This is a genomic window from Pseudomonas sp. KnCO4 (genome assembly GCF_045344305.1).
GTDB classification, from domain to species: Bacteria; Pseudomonadota; Gammaproteobacteria; order Pseudomonadales; family Pseudomonadaceae; genus Aquipseudomonas; species Aquipseudomonas anuradhapurensis.
Window position 1 is genome coordinate 26,576 of record NZ_CP174199.1, and the last position, 21,106, is coordinate 47,681.

23 protein-coding genes are annotated in these 21,106 nt (G+C 64.1%); 10 read left to right on the forward strand and 13 right to left on the reverse strand.

Annotated features, from left to right (window positions below):
- Positions 1–20 precede the first annotated feature (20 nt).
- Complete coding sequence (locus tag ACJA3S_RS00120) at positions 21–908, forward strand: lysophospholipid acyltransferase (RefSeq protein ID WP_170027565.1); 888 nt, start codon at positions 21–23, stop codon at positions 906–908.
- A gap of 170 nt (positions 909–1,078) precedes the next feature.
- Here ACJA3S_RS00120 and ACJA3S_RS00125 read toward each other — a convergent pair whose 3' ends face one another.
- Genes ACJA3S_RS00125 through def form a run of 5 tightly spaced genes read right to left on the reverse strand, consistent with a single transcriptional unit; the run spans position 1,079 to position 5,602 of the window.
- Positions 1,079–1,387: a tetratricopeptide repeat protein gene (locus ACJA3S_RS00125; protein ID WP_170027567.1), complete on the reverse strand. Its 309-nt coding sequence runs from the start codon at positions 1,385–1,387 to the stop codon at positions 1,079–1,081.
- An 11-nt stretch (positions 1,388–1,398) separates the two neighbouring features.
- Positions 1,399–2,772: a Trk system potassium transporter TrkA gene (gene trkA / locus ACJA3S_RS00130; protein WP_406820470.1), complete on the reverse strand. Its 1,374-nt coding sequence runs from the start codon at positions 2,770–2,772 to the stop codon at positions 1,399–1,401.
- 23 nt (positions 2,773–2,795) lie between these two features.
- Positions 2,796–4,106: a 16S rRNA (cytosine(967)-C(5))-methyltransferase RsmB gene (gene rsmB / locus ACJA3S_RS00135; RefSeq protein ID WP_406820471.1), complete on the reverse strand. Its 1,311-nt coding sequence runs from the start codon at positions 4,104–4,106 to the stop codon at positions 2,796–2,798.
- Positions 4,103–5,035 carry a methionyl-tRNA formyltransferase gene (gene fmt, locus ACJA3S_RS00140; protein ID WP_406820472.1) on the reverse strand — a complete coding sequence of 311 codons (933 nt, stop codon included), beginning with the start codon at positions 5,033–5,035 and terminating at the stop codon, positions 4,103–4,105. The genes rsmB and fmt overlap by 4 nt, the downstream gene beginning before the upstream one ends.
- A gap of 60 nt (positions 5,036–5,095) precedes the next feature.
- Positions 5,096–5,602: a peptide deformylase gene (gene def, locus ACJA3S_RS00145; RefSeq protein WP_051097836.1), complete on the reverse strand. Its 507-nt coding sequence runs from the start codon at positions 5,600–5,602 to the stop codon at positions 5,096–5,098.
- Positions 5,603–5,809: 207 nt separating this feature from the next.
- Here def and dprA point away from each other — a divergent pair, with 207 nt between their 5' ends.
- Positions 5,810–6,907: a DNA-processing protein DprA gene (gene dprA, locus ACJA3S_RS00150; protein WP_406820473.1), complete on the forward strand. Its 1,098-nt coding sequence runs from the start codon at positions 5,810–5,812 to the stop codon at positions 6,905–6,907.
- 42 nt (positions 6,908–6,949) lie between these two features.
- A complete protein-coding gene (locus ACJA3S_RS00155; RefSeq protein WP_225779847.1) occupies positions 6,950–7,507 on the forward strand; it encodes an L-threonylcarbamoyladenylate synthase in 558 nt (185 codons plus the stop codon).
- Positions 7,508–7,614: 107 nt separating this feature from the next.
- Here the strand turns inward: ACJA3S_RS00155 and ACJA3S_RS00160 are convergent, their stop codons facing one another.
- Positions 7,615–8,592 (reverse strand): NADPH:quinone reductase, encoded by a 978-nt coding sequence (locus tag ACJA3S_RS00160; protein ID WP_406820474.1) that lies wholly within the window; start codon positions 8,590–8,592, stop codon positions 7,615–7,617.
- Between the two features lie 134 nt (positions 8,593–8,726).
- Here ACJA3S_RS00160 and hemF point away from each other — a divergent pair, with 134 nt between their 5' ends.
- Both hemF and aroE read left to right on the forward strand, forming a co-directional pair.
- Positions 8,727–9,638 (forward strand): oxygen-dependent coproporphyrinogen oxidase, encoded by a 912-nt coding sequence (hemF, locus tag ACJA3S_RS00165; protein ID WP_406820475.1) that lies wholly within the window; start codon positions 8,727–8,729, stop codon positions 9,636–9,638.
- A gap of 25 nt (positions 9,639–9,663) precedes the next feature.
- A complete protein-coding gene (gene aroE / locus ACJA3S_RS00170; RefSeq protein WP_170027583.1) occupies positions 9,664–10,488 on the forward strand; it encodes a shikimate dehydrogenase in 825 nt (274 codons plus the stop codon).
- Positions 10,489–10,614: 126 nt separating this feature from the next.
- On the opposite strand, the gene ACJA3S_RS00175 is transcribed toward aroE, so the two are convergent.
- The 3 genes from ACJA3S_RS00175 to betC form a co-directional block, all read right to left on the reverse strand.
- The gene (locus tag ACJA3S_RS00175) at positions 10,615–12,180 is read right to left on the reverse strand and encodes a SulP family inorganic anion transporter (RefSeq protein WP_406820476.1); all 1,566 of its coding nucleotides are present in this window, start codon (positions 12,178–12,180) and stop codon (positions 10,615–10,617) included.
- 118 nt (positions 12,181–12,298) lie between these two features.
- Positions 12,299–13,228 carry a choline ABC transporter substrate-binding protein gene (gene choX / locus ACJA3S_RS00180; protein ID WP_406820477.1) on the reverse strand — a complete coding sequence of 310 codons (930 nt, stop codon included), beginning with the start codon at positions 13,226–13,228 and terminating at the stop codon, positions 12,299–12,301.
- Positions 13,229–13,244: 16 nt separating this feature from the next.
- On the reverse strand, positions 13,245–14,762 hold the full coding sequence (gene betC / locus ACJA3S_RS00185; protein WP_406820478.1) for a choline-sulfatase: 1,518 nt from the start codon (positions 14,760–14,762) through the stop codon (positions 13,245–13,247).
- Positions 14,763–14,870: 108 nt separating this feature from the next.
- Between betC and ACJA3S_RS00190 the strand changes: the two genes are divergently transcribed.
- Positions 14,871–15,770, forward strand: coding sequence for a choline sulfate utilization transcriptional regulator (locus ACJA3S_RS00190; protein ID WP_406820479.1), 900 nt, complete (start codon positions 14,871–14,873; stop codon positions 15,768–15,770).
- A 129-nt stretch (positions 15,771–15,899) separates the two neighbouring features.
- On the opposite strand, the gene ACJA3S_RS00195 is transcribed toward ACJA3S_RS00190, so the two are convergent.
- The gene (locus ACJA3S_RS00195) at positions 15,900–16,517 is read right to left on the reverse strand and encodes an NAD(P)H-binding protein (RefSeq protein ID WP_406820480.1); all 618 of its coding nucleotides are present in this window, start codon (positions 16,515–16,517) and stop codon (positions 15,900–15,902) included.
- 51 nt (positions 16,518–16,568) lie between these two features.
- On the opposite strand from ACJA3S_RS00195, the gene ACJA3S_RS00200 reads away from it, so the two are divergent.
- On the forward strand, positions 16,569–16,901 hold the full coding sequence (locus ACJA3S_RS00200) for a DOPA 4,5-dioxygenase family protein (RefSeq protein WP_406820481.1): 333 nt from the start codon (positions 16,569–16,571) through the stop codon (positions 16,899–16,901).
- Between the two features lie 120 nt (positions 16,902–17,021).
- Here the strand turns inward: ACJA3S_RS00200 and trpA are convergent, their stop codons facing one another.
- Together trpA and trpB are read right to left on the reverse strand one after the other, a co-directional pair.
- On the reverse strand, positions 17,022–17,831 hold the full coding sequence (gene trpA / locus ACJA3S_RS00205; RefSeq protein ID WP_406820482.1) for a tryptophan synthase subunit alpha: 810 nt from the start codon (positions 17,829–17,831) through the stop codon (positions 17,022–17,024).
- Positions 17,828–19,045 carry a tryptophan synthase subunit beta gene (trpB, locus tag ACJA3S_RS00210; RefSeq protein ID WP_012269890.1) on the reverse strand — a complete coding sequence of 406 codons (1,218 nt, stop codon included), beginning with the start codon at positions 19,043–19,045 and terminating at the stop codon, positions 17,828–17,830. The genes trpA and trpB overlap by 4 nt, the downstream gene beginning before the upstream one ends.
- 110 nt (positions 19,046–19,155) lie before the next feature.
- Between trpB and ACJA3S_RS00215 the strand changes: the two genes are divergently transcribed.
- Positions 19,156–20,052 carry a LysR family transcriptional regulator gene (locus ACJA3S_RS00215; protein WP_406820483.1) on the forward strand — a complete coding sequence of 299 codons (897 nt, stop codon included), beginning with the start codon at positions 19,156–19,158 and terminating at the stop codon, positions 20,050–20,052.
- Here ACJA3S_RS00215 and ACJA3S_RS00220 read toward each other — a convergent pair.
- Positions 20,049–20,372, reverse strand: coding sequence for a YqjD family protein (locus ACJA3S_RS00220; protein WP_170027601.1), 324 nt, complete (start codon positions 20,370–20,372; stop codon positions 20,049–20,051). The genes ACJA3S_RS00215 and ACJA3S_RS00220 overlap by 4 nt on opposite strands.
- A gap of 150 nt (positions 20,373–20,522) precedes the next feature.
- On the opposite strand from ACJA3S_RS00220, the gene ACJA3S_RS00225 reads away from it, so the two are divergent.
- Positions 20,523–20,738, forward strand: a complete 216-nt coding sequence (locus tag ACJA3S_RS00225) for a dodecin (protein WP_170027603.1) — start codon at positions 20,523–20,525, stop codon at positions 20,736–20,738.
- A 102-nt stretch (positions 20,739–20,840) separates the two neighbouring features.
- Positions 20,841–21,062 carry a DUF1161 domain-containing protein gene (locus ACJA3S_RS00230; RefSeq protein WP_225779861.1) on the forward strand — a complete coding sequence of 74 codons (222 nt, stop codon included), beginning with the start codon at positions 20,841–20,843 and terminating at the stop codon, positions 21,060–21,062.
- Positions 21,063–21,106 lie beyond the last annotated feature (44 nt).

The window sequence follows — 21,106 nt, forward strand, 5'->3', positions numbered from 1 at the left end:
CTGAAATAAGGAATTCGCCTGTGGAAAAGTTCAAGGGCGCCCTGATGGTCGGGGTGCTGCGCCTGTTTGCCAAGCTGCCCTGGGGCGCTGTGCAGCGCGTCGGCGCGGGTATCGGCTGGCTGATGTGGAAAATCCCCAATGGCTCGCGCAACGTCGTGCGCATCAACCTGGCCAAGTGTTTCCCGGAGATGGACCCGGCCGAGCGTGAGCAGCTGGTTGGCCGTGCGCTGAAAGATATCGGCAAATCCTTCGTCGAAAGTGCCTGTGCCTGGATCTGGCCGCCGCAACGCTCGCTGGCGCTGGTCAAGGAAGTGCATGGCCTGGAAGTGCTGGAGCAGGCCCTGGCCTCGGGCAAGGGCGTGGTCGGTATCACCAGCCACCTGGGCAACTGGGAGGTGCTGAACCACTTCTATTGCAACCAGTGCAAACCGATCATCTTCTACCGCCCGCCGAAGCTCAAGGCCGTGGATGACCTGCTGCGTGAGCAGCGGGTGCAGATGGGCAACCGCGTGGCGCCTTCGACCAAGGAAGGCATCCTCAGCGTCATCAAGGAAGTGCGCCGTGGTGGCCAGGTGGGCATTCCTGCCGACCCGGAGCCTGCAGAGTCGGCTGGTGTATTCGTGCCGTTCCTCGGGACCCAGGCGCTGACCAGCAAGTTCGTGCCGAACATGCTGGCCGGTGGCAAGGCGGTGGGGGTGTTCCTGCATGCACTGCGGTTGCCGGACGGCTCGGGCTTCAAGGTGTTCCTCGAGGCGGCGCCAGAAGAAATGTACAGCACCGATGTGACGGTATCGGCGGCGGCGATGAGCAAGGTGGTCGAGCGTTACGTGCGCGAGTACCCGAGCCAGTACATGTGGAGCATGAAGCGCTTCAAGAAGCGCCCGGCGGGCGAACCGCGCTGGTATTGAGATCTTGGGGGCGCTTCGCGCCCCTTTCGCGACGCAAGGCCGCTGCTACAAGCGAGTGAGCTGCGCCTCAGATGCTGGACAGGTGTCCAACATTAGCGGCGCAGCTCAGAGCGCGGATTTCTTGGGAGCGGCCCTGCGTCGCGATGGGCTGCGAGGCAGCCCCGGCGATCTCAAGCCTTGTTCAGCTTCTTGAGGAACACGGCCATCTCTTTCTCGGCCTGCTTGTCGCCATGCGCCTGCGCCGCCACGATTCCCTCCTCCCAGGCCTTGCGCGCCGCCGCCAGGTCACCCTGCAACTGGTACGCCTTGCCCAGCAGCTTCCACGCCGCCGAATATTTCGGGTCCAGCTCCACGCACCGCGCCAGGTGCACGGCCGCTTCAGCGCCATTGCCTTCGTCCAGCCAAGCCTTGCCCAGGCCAAACCTCAGCAACGGGTTATCCACACCCTTGGCGAGCATCTTCTCCAGTGATTCGCGCATGCCCTGTTTTCCTAGAAGAAACTCAAGCCAACGTGGAACAGTTTCTCCACATCCCGGATGTGCTTTTTATCCACAACGAACAGGATCACATGGTCGCCCGATTCGATCCGCGTGTCATCGTGGGCGATGATCACCTCTTCGTCGCGAATGATCGCGCCGATGGTGGTGCCCGGCGGCAGGCTGATGTCTTCGATGGCCTTGCCGACCACCTTGCTCGACTTCGCATCCCCGTGCGCGACCGCCTCGATGGCCTCGGCTGCACCGCGGCGCAGCGAGTGCACACTGACGATGTCGCCCCGGCGCACATGCGCCAGCAGGGTGCCGATGGTGGCCAGCTGCGGGCTGATGGCGATGTCGATCTCGCCGCCCTGCACCAGGTCGACGTAGGCCGGGTTGTTGATGATGGTCATCACCTTGCGCGCACCCAGGCGCTTGGCCAGCAGCGATGACATGATGTTGGCTTCGTCATCGTTGGTCAGGGCCAGGAAGATGTCGGCATCGGCGATGTTTTCCTCGAGCATCAGGTCCTTGTCCGAGGCACTGCCCTGCAGCACCACGGTGCTTTCCAGGGTGTCGGAAAGGTACCGGCAACGGGCCGGGCTCATCTCGATGATCTTTACCTGGTAACGGCTTTCGATGGCCTCGGCCAGGCGCTCGCCGATCTGCCCGCCACCGGCGATGACCACGCGCTTGTTGGTCTCGTCGATGCGGCGCAGTTCGCCCATTACCGCGCGGATGTCCTTCTTCGCGGCGATGAAGAACACTTCGTCATCGGCTTCGATCACCGTGTCACCGCGTGGCGTGATGGGGCGGTCGCGGCGGAAGATGGCTGCCACGCGGGTGTCGACATTCGGCATGTGGGCACGGATCTGGCGCAGTTGCTGGCCCACCAGCGGGCCGCCGTAGTAGGCTTTCACCGCCACCAGCTGGGCCTTGCCTTCGGCAAAGTCGATCACCTGCAGCGAGCCGGGTTGTTCGATCAGGCGCTTGATGTAGTTGGTCACCACCTGTTCCGGGCTGATCAGCACGTCGACCGGAATATGGTCGTTGTCGAACAGCTCTTCGCGGGTGAGGTAGGCCGATTCGCGAACTCGGGCGATCTTGGTCGGGGTGTGGAACAGCGAATAGGCCACTTGGCAGGCGACCATGTTGGTCTCGTCGCTGTTGGTCACTGCCACCAGCATGTCGGCATCGTCGGCACCGGCCTGGCGCAGCACCGTGGGCAGCGAGCCGCGGCCCTGCACCGTGCGGATGTCCAGGCGGTCGCCCAGGTCGCGCAGGCGGTCGCCGTCGGTGTCGACCACGGTAATGTCGTTGGCTTCGCTCGCCAGGTGCTCTGCCAGCGTACCGCCTACCTGACCTGCCCCGAGGATGATGATCTTCATCCGCTACTCCCTACCTTGTTTTCTTATCCGCGCGAAGCGGCGATCTTGATCAGCTTGGCATAGTAGAAGCCATCGTGGCCGCCTTGCTGGGCCAGCAACTGGCGGCCGTGGGGCTGGCGCAGGCCGGCCGCGGTGGCCAGGTCCAGCTCGCGGGCGCCAGGGGTGCGGGCGAGGAAGGCGTCGATCACTTCAGTGTTCTCCGTCGGCAGGCTGGAACAGGTGGCGTACAGCAGCATGCCGCCAACCTCCAGGGTTGGCCAAAGGGCATCGAGCAGTTCACCTTGCAGCGCGGCCAAGGCCGGGATGTCGTCGGCCTGGCGGGTCAGCTTGATATCCGGGTGACGGCGGATCACGCCGGTGGCCGAGCACGGCGCGTCGAGCAGGATGCGCTGGAACGGCTTGCCATCCCACCAGCTGGCGGTGTCGCGGGCATCGCAGGCGATCAGCTGGGCGTCAAGCTGGAGGCGGTCGAGGTTCTCGCGCACCCGGCTCAGGCGCTTGGCTTCGAGGTCGATGGCCACTACCTGGGCCAGGCCGGCTTCGGCCTCCAGCAGGTGGCAGGTCTTGCCGCCGGGTGCGCAGCAGGCATCCAGCACGCGCTGGCCCGGGGCCAGCTCCAGCAGGTCGGCGGACAGCTGCGCGGCTTCGTCCTGCACGCTCACCCAGCCTTCGGCAAAGCCGGGCAGGCCACGCACATCGCAGGCTTCGGCCAGCACGATGCCGTCACGGCTGTATTGGCAGGCGCTGGCGCCAACGCCCGCCTCGGCCAGTAGCGCCAGGTAGGCGTCGCGACTGTGGTGTCGGCGGTTGACCCGCAGGATCATGGGCGGGTGGGCATTGTTGGCGGCGCAGATGGCTTCCCACTGCTCCGGCCAGAAGGCTTTCAACGATTTTTGCAGCCAGCGTGGATGGGCGGTGCGCACCACCGGGTCGCGCTCCATGCCCGCAAGCAATGCCTCGCCTTCGCGCTGGGCGCGACGTAGCACGGCATTGAGCAGGCCCTTGGCCCAAGGCTTCTTCAGCTTGTCGGCACAGCCCACGGTTTCGCCGATGGCGGCGTGCTCCGGAATACGGGTGTAGAACAGCTGGTACAGGCCGACCAGCAACAGCGCCTGGACATCGGCGTCGGCGGCTTTGAACGGCTTTTGCAGCAACTGTGCGGCCAGCAGGTCGAGGCGCGGCTGCCAGCGTGCGGTGCCGAAAGCGAGATCCTGGGTCAAGCCACGGTCGCGTTCGTCGACCTTGTCCAGCTGCGCCGGCAGCGAGCTGTTCAGCGAGGCCTTGCCGCTGAGCACAGCGGCAAGGGCGCGGGCGGCGGCGAGGCGTGGGTTCATTGGCCCAGCACCTTGCCGCTGGCGAATTTCTCGCGGCGGCTGTTGAACAGGTCGCTGAAGTTCAGCGCCTTGCCGCCGGGCAGTTGCAGGCGGGTGAGGCTCAGCGCCTGGTCACCGCAGGCGACGACCAGGCCGTCCTTGCTAGCGGACAGGATTTCGCCGGGGGCGCCTTTTCCTGCGGACAAGTTGGCGGCCAGCACCTTCACGCTTTCGCCATCGAGGGTACTGTGGCACACCGGCCACGGGTTGAAGGCACGGATCAGGCGTTCCAACTCGGCGGCCGGTCGGCTCCAGTCGATACGGGCTTCGTCCTTGTTCAGCTTGTGCGCGTAGGTGGCCAGGGCATCGTCCTGCACTTCGCCCTGCAGCGAGCCGTCGGCCAGGCCGGCAATGGCCTGTACCACGGCGGGCGGGCCCATTTCGGCGAGGCGGTCATGCAGGCTGCCACCGGTGTCTTCGGCACTGATCGGGGTGACTACCTTGAGCAGCATCGGGCCGGTGTCGAGGCCTGCTTCCATGCGCATCACGGTCACACCGCTCTCGGCGTCGCCGGCTTCCACGGCGCGCTGGATCGGTGCAGCACCGCGCCAGCGTGGCAGCAGCGAGGCGTGGCTGTTGATACAGCCCAGGCGCGGGATATCCAGCACTGCCTGCGGCAGGATCAGGCCATAGGCCACCACCACCATCAGGTCTGGCTGCAGCGCAGCCAGTTCGGCCTGGGCTTCGGCGTTGCGCAGCGACGGCGGCTGGAACACCGGAATGTCATGGGCCACCGCCAGTGCCTTGACCGCGCTCGGCATGAGTTTCTGGCCACGGCCGGCGGGGCGGTCGGGCTGGGTGTAGACGGCCACGATCTCGTACGGGCTGTCGAGCAGGGCCTTGAGGTGTTCGGCGGCAAACTCTGGTGTGCCTGCAAAGACGATGCGCATGGAGTTCTCGCTTCAAAAAAGAAAAAGGCTTGCCGGAGCAAGCCTTCTGGAAGGTAGGGATCAGGCTTGCTGGCGGTGCTGCTTTTCCAGCTTCTTCTTGATCCGGTCACGCTTGAGCTGCGACAGGTAATCGACGAACAGCTTGCCATTGAGGTGATCGAATTCGTGCTGCACGCACACCGCCAGCAGGCCTTCGCATTCCAGCTCGTACGGCTTGCCGTCGCGGTCCTGGGCCTTTACCCGCACACGCAGCGGGCGGTCGACGTTCTCGTAGAAGCCCGGTACCGACAGGCAGCCTTCCTGGTACTGGCCCATGTCATGGGTCAGCTCTTCGACCGTCGGGTTGATGAACACGCGCGGCTCGCTGCGGTCTTCGCTGAGGTCCATGACCACGACCTGCTTGTGCACATTGACCTGGGTGGCGGCCAGGCCGATGCCGGGGGCTTCGTACATGGTTTCAAACATGTCGTCGATCAGCTGGCGCAGGGCGTCGTCGAACTCCGTCACCGGTTTGGCGATGGTGCGCAGGCGCGGGTCCGGGAATTCGAGAATGTTCAAGATGGCCATAAGGTCAGGCAGTCACTGTGCGTTCGGTTGAAAACTGAGCACACATAATAAAGGGAAACGGGGATTTCAGCACCTGGCAAAGCTCGGCTAGGGTTTTCAGGGCCAGCTTATAGCCTATTCGATGGACAGCTTGTCAAAGCGTTATCAACAAAGTTATCCACAGCTTGTGCCACGCTGATGGCCCCGTTTCGATCAAGGATGATCCTCATGAAAAATTACCATTCGTCGCCTCTTCCACCTGCAGAGCTGGAGGCGCGATTGCGCCTGCACCGCCTGCCGGAGACCGGATTGCGACGTTTTCGCAGCTTGCTCGAAGCGTTTGGCAGTGCCTCGTCGGCCCTGTGTGCCCCGGCCGGTGCCTGGCGTGCATTGGGCATACCGCAGGCCACCATCGATGCCAGGCGCAGTGCCGAAGTCCGTCAAGGCGCATTGGCCGCAATGGCCTGGCTAGAGCGCCCGGGCCAGCATTTATTGATGTGGGACGGCCCTGGCTACCCACCGCTACTGGCCGAGATCGACGATGCTCCGCCGCTGCTTTTCGTCGCCGGTGACCCGGCTCTGCTCGAACGTCCACAGCTTGCCATTGTGGGTAGCAGGCGTGCTTCACCGCCGGCGATCGACAATGCCGGTGCGTTTTCCCGTTATTTGGCACAAGCCGGTTTCACCATCACCAGCGGGCTGGCCGTGGGTATAGATGGCGCCGCTCATCGGGCCGCGTTGCAGGCTGGAGGGCGCACGATCGGGGTGCTGGGTACGGGGTTGCAAAAACTTTATCCACAGCGCCACCAGGCTCTAGCGCAGGCGATGGTCGACAATGGCAGCGCTCTGGTTTCCGAGTACCCGCTGGACGCCGGACCGCTGCCGGGCAACTTCCCACGGCGCAATCGCATCATCAGTGGCTTGGCGCTGGGTGTGCTGGTGGTCGAGGCAAGTCTGGCCAGTGGTTCGTTGATCACTGCACGTCTGGCGGCCGAGCAGGGTCGCGAGGTGTATGCCATCCCAGGGTCCATTCACCACCCAGGGGCCAAGGGTTGCCACCAGTTGATTCGTGACGGCGCGCTGTTGGTGGAAAGCGTGGAGCAGATCCTGGAAAGCCTGCAGGGTTGGCACAACCTGCCGCCGGCGGTTGTGGACAAGTTCGAGCATCCTTTGCTCGCGCTGCTGCATGCTGCACCACAGACCAGCGAAAGCCTGGCTCATTGCAGCGAGCAACCGCTGGCCGATGTGCTGGCGCAGCTTACCGAACTTGAGCTGCAAGGGCGGGTCAGCAATGAAGCCGGGCGTTGGTTTGCCCGCGCGGGCTAAGTACACTGCTCACAAGCAAGTTTCATAGGTGGAGTGACAGAAATGGTGAGCAGTTTTCGAGTGCAACAAGCCGCACGTGAGATCCGGGCGGGCGCGGTGATCGCCTACCCGACGGAAGCGGTCTGGGGCCTGGGCTGCGACCCGTGGAACGAGGACGCGGTGTATCGCCTGCTGGCGCTGAAGTCGCGGCCTGTGGATAAAGGGCTGATCCTGGTGGCCGACAACATCCGCCAGTTCGACTTCCTGTTCGAGGATTTTCCCGAAGACTGGATCGATCGCATGGGCAGCACCTGGCCGGGGCCGAATACCTGGCTGGTGCCGCATCAGGACCTGTTGCCCGAGTGGGTGACCGGGCAGCATGACACGGTGGCGCTGCGGGTCAGCGACCACCCGTTGGTGCGGGAGCTGTGTGCATTGGTGGGGCCATTGATTTCCACCTCGTGCAATCCTGGCGGGCGCCCAGCGGCGAAGACCCGGTTGCGGGTGGAACAGTACTTCCATGGCCAGCTGGACCTGGTGCTGGGTGGAGCGTTGGGTGGAAGGAAAAACCCGAGTGTGATTCGTAATCTGGCAACTGGCGAGGTTGTGCGTCCGGGCTGATAGAAGCAGCGCCTGGGAGATCGAGCGCCGCCCGCGCGGCGCTCGATCTCCCAGGCGTTGAAAACCTCAAGGCGTACACATCGTCGCCCTAACGCGTTTCCAACCATTCAAGGCAACAATACCGTAGACCCCACAGTCCTGCGTGCCGACAGCTCCGCCTGCGCCTTGGCCGCCTCGCCCAGCGGATATCGCTGCTGGATATCCACAACCAGCTTGCCACTGCCAATCATCGCAAACAGGTCATCGGCCATGGCCTGGGTGTTCTCGGCATTGTTGGCATAGCTCGCCAGCGTCGGCCGGGTCACGTACAGCGAACCCTTCTGCGCCAGAATGCCCAGGTTCACCCCGCTCACCGCGCCCGAGGCATTGCCGAAGCTCACCATCAGCCCACGCGGCTGCAGGCAGTCCAGCGAAGTCAGCCAAGTGTCGGCGCCCACCCCGTCATACACCACCGGGCATTTCTTGCCGTCGGTCAGCTCCAGCACCCGCTTGGCCACGTCCTCGTGGCTGTAGTCGATGGTCGCCCATGCGCCCAGCGCCTTGGCCCGTGCGGCCTTCTCGGCAGAACTGACGGTACCGATCAGCTTGGCCCCCAGTGCCTTGGCCCACTGGCACGCCAACGAACCCACGCCGCCCGCCGCTGCGTGGAACAGGATCACGTCGCCTGGCTTCACCGCATAGGTCTGCTTCAACAGGTACTGCACGGTCAGGCCCTTGAGCATCGCCGCCGCCGCCTGCTCGAAGCTGATGTTGTCGGGCAGTTTGACCAGGTTGGCCTCCGGCAGTGTATGCACTTCGCTGTACGCACCCAGCGGGCCACCGGCATGAGCCACGCGGTCGCCAACCTTCAGGCGGGTCACGCCCTCGCCCACCGCCTCGACCACACCCGCCGCCTCGGTACCCAGCCCCGAGGGCAGCGATGGCGGTGCATACAGCCCGCTGCGGAAGTAGGTGTCGATGAAGTTCAGGCCGATCGCATGGTTACGCACTCGTACCTGCTGCGGCCCGGGCGGAGCGGGTTCGAATTCCACAAACTGCAGCACTTCCGGGCCGCCATGCTGGCTGAACTGGATACGCTTGGCCATCTCGCACTCCTGTAGTCGGGATCGGGAAAGGCCTTCTATCGGACGCCTTTGCTTGATCGCCGTCAACTGCGGCGCGCGCGCTGGCGGTGGTATGCTACGCGGCGAATTATTCCCTGCCCGTTCCTGGTGACCCGATGACTAGCCGCACCGAGGCCGTGAAAGCCTATCTGCTCGACCTGCAAGACCGCATCTGCTCTGCCCTCGAAACAGAAGACGGCGGTGCCAGCTTCGTCGAGGACGCCTGGGTGCGCGAGGCCGGTGGTGGGGGCCGCACACGGGTGATCGGCGACGGCAAGGTGATAGAGAAAGGCGGGGTCAACTTTTCTCACGTATTCGGTGCCGGCCTGCCGCCGTCGGCCAGCGCCCATCGCCCCGAACTCGCGGGCCGTGGCTTCGAGGCTCTGGGCGTGTCGCTGGTGATCCACCCGCACAACCCGCATGTGCCTACCTCGCACGCCAACGTGCGCTTCTTCATTGCCGAAAAGCAAGGTGAAGAGGCCGTGTGGTGGTTCGGCGGTGGTTTCGACCTGACCCCCTACTACGGCAACGAGGAAGATTGTATTCACTGGCACCGCGTGGCCGAGCAGGCCTGCGCGCCGTTCGGCGCCGACGTGTACCCGCGCTACAAGGCCTGGTGCGACCGTTACTTCCACCTCAAGCACCGTGGCGAGCCACGCGGTATTGGCGGGCTGTTCTTCGATGACCTGAACGAGTGGGACTTCGACACCTGCTTCGCCTTCATGCGCGCCATTGGCGATGCCTACGTCAACGCCTACCTGCCGATCGTCCAGCGCCGCAAGAACACGCCGTACACCCCGCAACAGCGCGAGTTCCAGGAATACCGCCGTGGCCGTTACGTGGAGTTCAACCTGGTCTACGACCGTGGCACCCTGTTTGGCCTGCAATCGGGTGGGCGTACCGAGTCCATTCTCATGTCGCTGCCGCCGCAGGTGCGCTGGGGCTACGACTGGAAGGCCGCGCCCGGCAGCGAGGAAGCACGCCTGACCGAATACTTCCTGCAGGACCGCGACTGGCTCGGCCAGTAAGCCCGCGTACAACAGAGGAATCGCCATGGACCAGTACGTCGTTTTCGGTAACCCCATCGGCCACAGCAAGTCGCCGCTGATCCACCGTCTGTTCGCCGAACAGACCGGCGAGGACCTGGAATACGCTACCCTGCTGGCGCCGTTGGACGAGTTCAGCGATTGTGCACGCGGCTTTTTCAAGCAAGGCAGCGGCGCCAACGTCACCGTGCCGTTCAAGGAAGAAGCCTACCGCCTGTGCGACAGCCTGACCCCACGCGCCCAGCGCGCCGGCGCGGTGAATACGCTGAGCAAGCTGGCCGACGGTACGCTGCAGGGCGACAACACCGACGGCGCGGGCCTGGTGCGCGACCTGACGGTGAATGCCGGGGTCGAGCTGGCAGGCAAACGCATCCTCATCCTCGGCGCTGGCGGCGCCGTGCGTGGCGTGCTGGAGCCAATCCTGGCGCACAGGCCGCAGTCGCTGGTAATTGCCAACCGCACCGTGGAAAAGGCCGAACAGCTGGCGCGTGAATTCGATGAGCTGGGGCCGGTGGTGGCCAGTGGTTTTGCCTGGTTGCAGGAGCCGGTGGACGTGATCATCAATGCCACCTCGGCGAGCCTGGCCGGTGAATTGCCGCCAATTGCCGACAGCCTGGTCGAGGCGGGGCGTACGGTGTGCTACGACATGATGTATGGCAAGGAGCCGACGCCGTTTTGCCAGTGGGCTACCAGGCTCGGCGCGGCTCAGGTGCTGGATGGGCTGGGGATGCTGGCCGAGCAGGCGGCTGAGGCATTCCTGGTCTGGCGTGGCGTGCGTCCAGATACGGCGCCGGTGTTGGCTGAGCTGCGCCGACAGCTCGCTCGGGGCTGAATTTGTCGGGGCCGCTTTGCGGCCCATCGCGACGCAAGGCCGCTCCTACAACGAACGCGAAACGCCTGTAGCAGCGGCCTTGCGTCGCGATGGGCTGCGTAGCAGCCCCAAAATAGCAACCCAAGCTCATTCCTCGAACCGGATCGGGCATAGCTCCACCCCTTCCAGCTTCTGCAATTCCTCGATCACCTGGGGCCTGGCCCGGTGCAAGGTCAGGCTTCCCCCCGCCCGCCGCAACCGCCGCGCCTCGCGGTGCAACATATCCACACCGGAATAGTCGATAAAGTTCACCTGCCGCGCATCGATCACCACATGCGGCCCCTGGCAGCGCTGCAAGCGCACCTGCAGGTAAGGCGCCGCACCAAAGAAAATCGACCCGCCTACCCGCAGCACGTCCGCCTCCCCTTCACGGGTTTGCTGCACCCTCGGCCGTGACGTGCGCTTGAGGTAGAAGAACAGCGATGCCAACACCCCGGCATAGATCGCGGTTTGCAGCTCCAGCAACAACGTCGCCGCCGCTGTCAGTGCCATGACCAGGAATTCCGAACGGCTGACCCGGAACAGCGCGCGAATCGCGCGGTGGTCCACCAACCCCCAGCAGATCAACAGAATGCTGCCGGCCATGGCCGGTATCGGCAAATGCGCAATCAGCCCGGCCCCGGCAACGGCGAACAGCGCTACCCACAGTGCCGAGAACACCCCGGCCAGGGGCGAGCGGGCGCCAGCGTCACAGCTCAACCCGGAGCGGGTAAAGGAGCCGGAAGACAGGTAACCGGAGAAGAACGCCCCAGTGATGTTCGACAGGCCCTGGGCACGAATTTCCTGGTCAGCGTTGATCAACTGTTCCGAACGTGCCGACAACGAGCGGGCAATCGACAGGCTGGTGACCAGCCCGAGCATACCCACCGCCACGGCGCTGGGCAGTAGCCGCAGCACCAGTTCCACGTCCAGCAACGGCAGCGGGCTGAACGGTGGCAGTTGGCCGGTGAAGGCTGGCACTCGCGCTACATGGCCAAACCAGCCGGGCAGCAACCAGGCCAGCAGGCTGACCAATATCAGGCTGAGCAACAGGCTCGGCCAGCGTGGGCGCCAGAGCTTGAAGGCTACGCCGATGGCCACGGTGGCCAGGCCCAGCAGCAAGGAGGGCAGGTCTACCTCACCGGCGTGGCTGGCCAGGTCCTGCGCTGTCTTCAGCGCAGTGGCGTGGCTGGGCAGGTCCATGCCCAGCAGGTTGGGTAACTGGCCCAGGGCAATGACGATGGCAGCGCCCAGGGTGAAGCCAAGCACCACGGAATGTGAGACAAAGTTGACCAGCGCGCCGAAGCGCAAAAGCCCGAGCAGCAATTGGAACAGGCCGCCGAGGAAGGTCAGTAACAGCACCAGGGTTACGTAGTCGGCGCTGCCGGCCACGGCCAGCGGGCTGATGCTGGCATAGAGGACGATGGAAATGGCGGCGGTCGGGCCACAGATCAGGTGCCAGGACGAGCCCCACAGGCAGGCGATCAGCACCGGCACGATGGCGGCGTACAGGCCGTATTCGGCAGGCAGGCCGGCGATCAGGGCGTAGGCGATGGATTGTGGCAGGGCGAGGATGGCACCGCTCAGGCCCACCAGCAGGTCCTGGCGCAGGCTGCGGCCCGATTGGCGCGGTAGCCAGGTGAGGAAGGGCAGCAGGTGAGTGAGGCGATGCATGAGAGATCCAGATTTCCTAAAAGGCACTATCCCCTGCGGGGAGCGGGTTCACCCGCAAATGCAGTTAGGTAGCCTCACTGAATGCATTCGCGGGTGAACCTGCGTCCACAGGATCGCTTTAGAGCTTGGTTTTTACTGCTTTGCCAGCATCCTCGCCACTTTTGGTGCTCACCCCGGCCAACCACCCGTCCAGCACCTCGGGGTGCGCCTTCACCCAGGCCTTGGCCGCTTTGTCGAAGCTGATCTTCTTGTCCACTACCTCGGCCATGATGCTGTTTTCCATATCCAGCGTGAACTTCAGGTTTTCCAGCAGCTTCGCCGCATTGGGGCAGGCTTGCGGATAACCTTTGCGGGTCAGGGTATAGACGTCGCCCTTGCTGCCGAACCACTTTTCCCCGCCGGTCAGGTAATGCATTTTCAGCTTCACGTTCATCGGGTGCGGGGTCCAGCCGAGGAAGGTGATGAACTGCTGTTTTTTCACCGCCCGGTCAACCTGCGCCAGCATCGCCTGTTCGCTGGATTCCACCAGCTTCCATTGGCCAAGGTTGAACTCATTGTTGTCGATGATTTCCTTCAGCGACAGGTTGGCCGGGGCGCCGGAGCCAATCCCGTAAAGCTTCTTGTCGAACTGCTCGGCGTGTTTCTGCAGGTCGGCAAAGTCCCTGACTCCGGCATCCCACACATAATCGGGCACTGCCAGGGTGAACTCGGTTCCCTCCAGATTGCGTGACAGCTGCTTCACGTCGCCATTGGCGATGAACTTGTCATGAAAGCCCTGTTGCGCGGGCATCCAGTTGCCGAGGAAGGCATCTACGCGGCCATCCTTGAGGCCGCCATAGATGATCGGTACAGCCAGGCTGTCGATCTTTACCTGGTAACCCAGGCTTTCCAGCAGCAGACGGGCCACGGCGTTGGTCGAGGCAATGTCGCTCCAGCCGGGGTCGGCCAATTTCACGGTGGTGCATTGTGTGTCGCTGTCGGCGGCGTAAACGGTGCCCGTGCCCAGGCTGATGGCCAGGGCGAACACGGCGGCGGAGAACTTATGCATGGCGGCCTCTCTTTACTCATTCCAAGGGTGCGGGCTGTGGATAACGTGCCTTGCGCTCGAGGTCGTCGAGATCGATGTGGTTGCGCATGTACTGTTGGCTGGCGTCCACCCAGGGTTGGTGGTCCCAGCTTTTCAGTTTGCCGATGGCCAGCGCCTCGGCCACCAGCCGGCGGCGGCGCTGGCTGGCCAGCACCTGCTGGCGCAGGCTGGGGATATCCCAGCGTTGCTGTGCTTCATCGACAAATGCCTGCAGCAGCGCCTGGTGGTCCGGGCTGCTGGTGAGGTTCTCCCGCTCGTGCGGGTCGCGGCTCAGGTCATAGAGTAGGCACGGGTCGTCTTCGCTGTACACGAACTTGTAGGGCCCGCGGCGGATCATCATCAGCGGCCCGACCGTGCCTTCGGCCATGTACTCGCCGATCACCTCGTCGTGGCCGCCCTGCCCTTGCAGGTGGCCGAGCAGCGAGCGGCCATCCAGCGGCAGGTCTTTATCCAAAGCCCCGCCAGCCAGTTCGACCAGCGTCGGCAGCAAGTCACAGGTCGATACCGAGGCGCTCACGCGGCCTGCCGCGAAGCGCTTTGGCGCATGCACCAGCAGTGGTACCCGCGCCGACATCTCGAACCAGTGCATCTTGTACCAGAGGCCCCGCTCACCGAGCATGTCACCGTGGTCGCCGGAGAACACGATTATGGTGTTGTCGGCCAGGTTGCATTCCTCCAGGGTTTGCAGCAGCTGGCCGATGTTATCGTCGATGTAGCTGCAGGCGCCGAAGTAGGCGCGGCGGGCATCGCGAATCTTGTCCACAGGCAGCGGCTTGTTCCACAGGTCGTAGACCTTCAGCAGGCGCTGCGAGTGGGGGTCGAGTTCCGCCTGCGCGAGCTCGGCGCGCGGCATGGGGATATCCACACCCTCATATCGATCCCAGTAGCGCCTGGGGATGGTGTACGGGTCGTGCGGGTGGGTCATCGACACGGTCAGACAGAACGGCCGGCCATCGTTTTCGCGGACGTGGTCGTACAAATATTGGCGCGCCTTGAACAGCACTTCTTCGTCGAAATCCAGCTGGTTGGTACGCACGCACGGGCCGGCCTGCAGCACCGACGACATGTTGTGGTACCAGCTTGGGCGCACATCCGGTTCATCCCAGTTCACCGCCCAGCCGTAGTCTGCCGGGTAGATATCGCTGGTCAGACGTTCTTCGTAGCCATGCAACTGGTCCGGGCCACAGAAGTGCATCTTGCCTGACAGCGCAGTGCGGTAGCCCAGGCGGCGCAGGTAGTGGGCGTAGGTAGGTACATCGGCGGGGAAGTCGGCGGCGTTGTCGTAGGCGCCTATGCGGCTGGGCAACTGGCCGCTGACCAGGGTGAAACGAGACGGGGCGCAAAGCGGGCTGTTGCAGTAGGCGGCGTCGAACACCACTGCCTGCGCGGCCAGGCGGCTCAGGTGTGGCATCTGGATTGGCGAGGGGGCGTAGATCGGCAGCAAGGGCGCGGCCATCTGGTCGGCCATGATGAACAGGATATTCGGGCGCGTCATGGTGGCTTCCATCGTTGAGAGTTATGCGAACCGCTTGCCTATCAAGATGCGACTGTGGATAACATGGGTAAAGCCCATGGCCAACAATGACCAGGATTAGCCACGCTTATGTTTGACCACCTCGCCGATTTGTCGCTGGATACCTTGCGCGTGTTCGAGGCCGCTGCGCGGCTGCGTGGCTTCACTGCGGCGGCGCTGGAGCTGGGCACCACGCAGCCGGCGGTGAGCCAGCAGGTCAAACGGCTGGAGGCTCAGTTGGGCACGCGCTTGTTCGACCGCATTTATCGGGGCATCGAGCTGACCGAGGCTGGCCAGGTATTGTTCGAACAGGTGCATCAGGGCCTGCAGGCCATGGATGACGGCGTCGCTGAGGTCTGCGGGAGAGGCCAGCGCGAGGTGCTGCAGGTCGCGACCGACTTCGCTTTTGCGGCGTTCTGGCTGATGCCACGGTTGCAGCGCTTTCATCAGGCTTATCCACAGGTGGATGTGAGCCTGGTGACTGGTGAACGCAGCCAGGGCATGTTGCGCCCGGACATCGATGTGGCGGTGCTGTTTGGTGACGGGCGCTTCCACCAGGGCGAGAGCCGTTGGCTGTTCGATGAAGAAGTTTTCCCGGTCTGCAGCCCTCGGCTGGTTCATGGCAAACCCTTGTCAGCCGAGGCTTTGCAACGATTGCCGTTGCTGCACCTGAAGGGCGAGCAGGCCAGCCGCTGGTTCGACTGGGCGGGGGTGTTTCGCGGGTTTGGCGTGGCCAGCCCGCCGCCGCCGGGGCAGCTGCGGTTCGACAACTATACCTTGCTGATTCAGGCGGCGATCGCCGGCCAGGGCGTGGCGATTGGCTGGAGGCATCTGGTGGACGGGTTGGTGGAGCAAGGGTTGCTGTGCCGGCCGCTGGAGGGGAGTTTGCGTTCGGCGCGCGGGTATTACGCAGTGTTGCCGCCGCGCAAGCGGCGTGGGGCGTTGATCGAGCGGTTTGTGGATTGGCTGGAGCGGGAGCGCAGCCTTTGAGATTTTGGGGCCGCTTTGCGGCCCATCGCGACGCAAGGCCGCTCCTACAGGAATCGCGCCAGCCGAGGCTGCGCGGTCGAGGTAGGAGCAGCCTTGTGTCGCGATGGGCTGCGCAGCAGCCCCGGCCATCTAGACCACGAAGTTCAGATGCTCGCCCCGGTGCAAGTCCAGTTCCAGCATATCCACCATTCCTGCGGCGACCCCGGCCAGGTGCCGCAACGGCTCTGCCAACCCCGGCTCCAGCGTGCCCTCGGTATTGCGAAAATGCTCCATCCCCAACCCGGGCAGCTCCGGCGGCGTATTGATCAACGTCCAGTGCAAGGCACTGCGCTGCAAGCCATCGACCATCTGGTCCACGCAGTCCCGCTGCGCTTCACTGTACTTGGCCGGCTTGTCCAGCACATCGAAATCGCCCACCAGCAACAGCCGGCGTATAGTCGTGCGCTTGAGGCCCGCCACAAGCGCCTCGCTCATGCGCGCCTGGCCTGGCAGGTCGCCCGGCGCCAGTGTCGACAGCAGGGCAATCACCGCCGAACCGCCTGCCGCAGCCTGTTCCGCCTGGTCGGCATCGCCCAGCCCGCCTATCTTGAAATGCAGGCCGGGGCGTGGCGCATGGCGGTTGAGGTCATCCACCACGGCCGTGACTTCGTGCTGGCGCGACAGCAGTTCGACCATCAGGGCATTGCCCAAGCTGCTCTCAGGCCCGAACAGGACCAGCTTGAACACTGGCGTTTCGGCGTTTTTCACGGCATCACTCCCTTGCAGGTGGTGATGGTTGGACCGCAATCAGGAGTTATCGTGCAGAGGATCAAGGGGTATCACGCCCACGTGTATTACGACGCAGCGACCATGGCGCAGGCCCGTGAGCTGTGCGAGGAAGCTGCGCGACTGTTCCCGGTGACCATGGGGCGCATGCACCAGCAGCCGGTGGGGCCGCACCCGGACTGGAGCTGCCAGCTGGCGTTCGGGCCCGAGGTGGTGGGGGTGGTGTTGCCTTGGTTGGCGTTGTATCGCAAGGGGCTGGTGGTGTTCATGCACCCGTTGACTGGAGATGAACTGGCGGACCACCGCGACCATGCGATCTGGATGGGGGCTGTAAGGCCTTTGGATCTGTCTATTTTTGGGGGCTGAGGCTCTGTTGCTTACGAGGGCCTCTTCGCGGGCACGCCCGCTCCCACAGGGATATCACAGGGCCTGAGTACGGCGCTGTGCCTATGGGAGCCGGCTTGCCAGCGATGCAGGCGACGCGGATCAGCGGCGGGCGCAGCGCACCCCTTCAGCCAGTGCCGAGCACAAGCTCAGTACATCGTTTACCGCCTGCTCGCCGCTCTTGGCCTGGGCGATCTTGTCGACCAGTGCCGATCCCACAACCACACCATCCGCCAAGCGGGCAATGTTTGCAGCCTGCTCTGGGGTGCGAATGCCAAAGCCTACGCTGATCGGCAGGTCGGTATGCCGACGCAGGCGGGCAATGGCCTCGGTCACGTGTTCGGTGGTGGCCGAGCCGGCGCCGGTCACACCGGCCACCGACACGTAGTAGACGAACCCGGAGCTGCGCTCCAGCACGCGCGGCAGGCGCACATCGTCGGTGGTCGGGGTGGTCAGGCGGATGAAGTCGATGCCTGCGGCCTGGGCCGGGGTGGCCAGTTCGGCGTCGTGCTCCGGCGGCAGGTCGACGATGATCAGGCCATCGACGCCCGCTTGCCTGGCCTCGGCCACGAACTGTTCCACGCCAAAACGGTGGATCGGGTTGTAGTAGCCCATCAGCACGATCGGCGTGGCCTGGTCATCCACACGGAAATCGCGAACCATCTGCAGGGTCTTGGCCAGGGTCTGGCCGGCTTCCAGGGCACGCAGGGTGGCCAGCTGGATGGCCACGCCATCGGCCATCGGGTCGGTGAACGGCATGCCCAGTTCGATCACGTCGGCACCGGCTGCCGGCAGGCCCTTGAGAATCTGCAGCGAGGCGTCATAGCCCGGGTCGCCCGCAGTAATGAAGGTGACCAGTGCCGAGCGGCCTTCGGCCTTCAGCTCGGCGAAGCGTTGTTCAAGACGGCTCATGCCTGTTTCTCCTGGGCAGCCATGTGGTTCATGACGGTTTGCATGTCTTTGTCGCCGCGGCCCGACAGGCACACGACCATCAGGTGGTCCTTGGGCAGCTTCGGCGCGCGCTTGATTGCCTCGGCCAAGGCATGGGAGCTCTCCAGGGCCGGGATGATGCCTTCCAGGCGGCAGGTGGCGTGGAACGCATCCAACGCTTCGTCGTCGGTGATGCTGACGTACTCCACCCGTTTCACTTCGTGCAGGTAGGCATGCTCCGGGCCGATGCCCGGGTAGTCCAGGCCGGCGGAAATCGAGTGGGCGTCGGTAATCTGGCCGTCTGCATCCTGCAGCAGGTAGGTACGGTTGCCGTGCAGCACGCCTGGGACACCGCCATTGAGGCTGGCGGCATGTTTGTCGGTGTGCACGCCATGGCCACCGGCTTCGACGCCAATGATCTGCACGCTCGGCTCTTCGAGGAATTCATGGAACAGGCCCATGGCGTTGGAACCGCCACCGACGCAGGCGACCAGGCTGTCTGGCAGGCGGCCTTCCTTCTCTTGCAGCTGGGCGCGGGTTTCCTTGCCGATGATCGACTGGAAGTCGCGAACCATGGCCGGATAGGGGTGTGGGCCGGCCACGGTACCGATCAGGTAGAAGGTGTCTTCGACGTTGGTGACCCAGTCGCGCAGGGCCTCGTTCATGGCGTCTTTGAGGGTGCCGGTGCCGGCAGTGACCGGGACGATCTCGGCGCCCAGCAGCTTCATGCGGAATACGTTGGCCTGCTGGCGCTCGATGTCTGTGGCGCCCATGTAGATCACGCAAGGCAGGCCGAAGCGCGCGGCAACGGTAGCAGTGGCAACGCCGTGCATGCCGGCACCGGTTTCGGCGATCAGGCGCTTCTTGCCCATGCGCTTGGCCAGCAGCACCTGGCCGATGCAGTTGTTCACCTTGTGCGCGCCGGTGTGGTTGAGCTCTTCACGCTTGAAGAAGATCTTTGCCCCGCCGCAGTGCTCGGTCAGGCGCTCGGCGAAGTACAGCGGGTTCGGGCGGCCGATGTAGTCGCGCTGGAAATAGGCCAGCTCTTCGAGGAATTTCGGGTCTGCCTTGGCTGCTTCGTATTCGCGGGCCAAGTCCAGCACCAGTGGCATCAGGGTTTCGGCCACGTAGCGGCCGCCGAACGAGCCGAACAGGCCGTTGGCGTCGGGGCCGGGGCGGTATTGGGACTGGGTCATGGGGCGCTCCAGGGCGTAGTCGATGAGTGATGGGCTTTACTCTAACCACGACAGGCCTGGCTGAAAACCGATAAGATTGCGCAAACTTGTCAGGAAAACTCACAGGTAAAATGGCCCACGACCTCCCTCCCCTCAATGCCCTGCGGGCCTTCGAGGCCACCGCCCGGCTTAACAGCGTCAGCCAGGCGGCTGAAGCGCTGCACGTCACCCACGGCGCCGTCAGCCGGCAGCTCAAGGTGCTTGAAGAACACCTGGGGGTGGCGCTGTTCGTCAAGGACGGCCGTGGCATCAAACTCACAGATGCCGGTATGCGCCTGCGTGATGCCAGCGGCGAAGCGTTCGACCGGCTGCGCAGCGTATGTGCCGAACTCAGCCGAGACGTGAGTGAGGCACCGTTCGTCCTGGGCTGCTCGGGCAGCTTGTTGGCGCGCTGGTTCATACCGCGGCTGGGGCGGCTGAAGGCCGATTTGCCCGAGCTGCGCCTGCACCTGTCGGCAGGCGAAGGCGACCTCGACCCGCGCCGGCCGGGGCTGGATGCGCTGTTGGTATATGCCGAGCCACCATGGCCCGCGGACATGCAGGTACATGTGCTGGCCGAGGAACGCATCGGGCCGGTGCTCAGCCCGCATTTTGCCGGTTTCGAGCGCTTGCAGGGTGCACCTGCCAACGCCTTGCTCGACGAGGCCTTGCTGCACACCACCTCGCGCCCGCAGGCCTGGCCGAGCTGGGCGGCGGAACAGGGCTTGGACCCGAGGGCATTGCAGTATGGGCAGGCCTTCGAGCACTTGTACTACCTGCTGGAAGCTGCTGTAGCGGGCCTGGGCGTAGCCATTGCGCCGCAGCCGCTGGTCGCCGATGACCTGCGGGCGGGGCGTTTGCGTGCGCCTTGGGGCTTTTCCCCTACTTCGGCAGTGCTGGCGTTATGGGTGCCCCGGCGCGCCGCAGACGGGCGCGCCGAGCAGCTGGCGCGATGGCTACGCGCCGAACTGGCCGGTCAAGGCGCTTAGTTGCGTTTGCACAGCAGGTAAGCCGCCAGAAGGCCCAGTGCACCGATGGCAACACCTGCCGTGGTGTAAGGGTGCTGCTGTGCGTAGTCACGGGTAGCGATGCCGGTCTGGCGGGTGCGCTGCTTCATTTCCTCGTAGGCGTCGCTCAGCAGGCTACGAGAATGGCGAAGGGCGCTCTCGGCGCTGCTGCGGATGGCCTTGACCGACTTCTGGGATTCTTCCGAGGCGTCGTGTTTGAGACTCTCCAGGCTCTTCAGCAGGCTTTCGATCTCGGCTTCCATGCTTTCCAGGGATGCTTTTCGCAGCGAATTGCGGGGCATGTTGACTCTCCTTCGCGTTGTGGGCTGTAGAGGTTGCGACTGCCAAGCGAAGCGAAAGTGCGATCGAACTTTCCGCATTCGTATCGGCTCGCAGGTAAACCCTGCCTGCGCTGCTAGGCTCAATCACACCGTTATCCAAGGAGAGCGCTCATGACCGATCATCACACGTACAAGAAGATCGAGCTGGTAGGGTCTTCGACCACCAGCATAGAGGAGGCGATCAACAACGCCCTGGCCGAAGCTGGCAAGAGCATCAAGCACCTGGAGTGGTTCGAGGTGGTCGACACCCGTGGCCATATCCGCGACAACAAGGCGGCACACTTCCAGGTCACGCTGAAGGTTGGCTTCCGTATCGCCAACAGCTGAAATGTTACCGGGCTGGATGAGTCCGGCTGGATGGGATATTCAAGAAGCGGGCGCCTCGGCAGGCGCCCTTTTCTGATTTCATCTGCACAAGGAAAGCGAGCGATGAACAAACTGATTTTGGCGCTGGGCCTGATGAGCCTGGCCGGTGGGGCGTTGGCAGCAGGCAAGCCCTGCGAGGAACTGAAGGCGGAGATTGCAGCCAAGCTGGATGCCAAAGGTGTCCAGGGTTACACCTTGGAGGTGGTGAAGAAGGGCGAGCCGGCGGGCAAGGTGATTGGTAGCTGCGAGGCCGGCACCAAGGAGATCGTGTACCGCCGTGGCTGATGGCTTGGCATTTTCGCCGGCCCGATAGGCTTGAACGCGGCGCT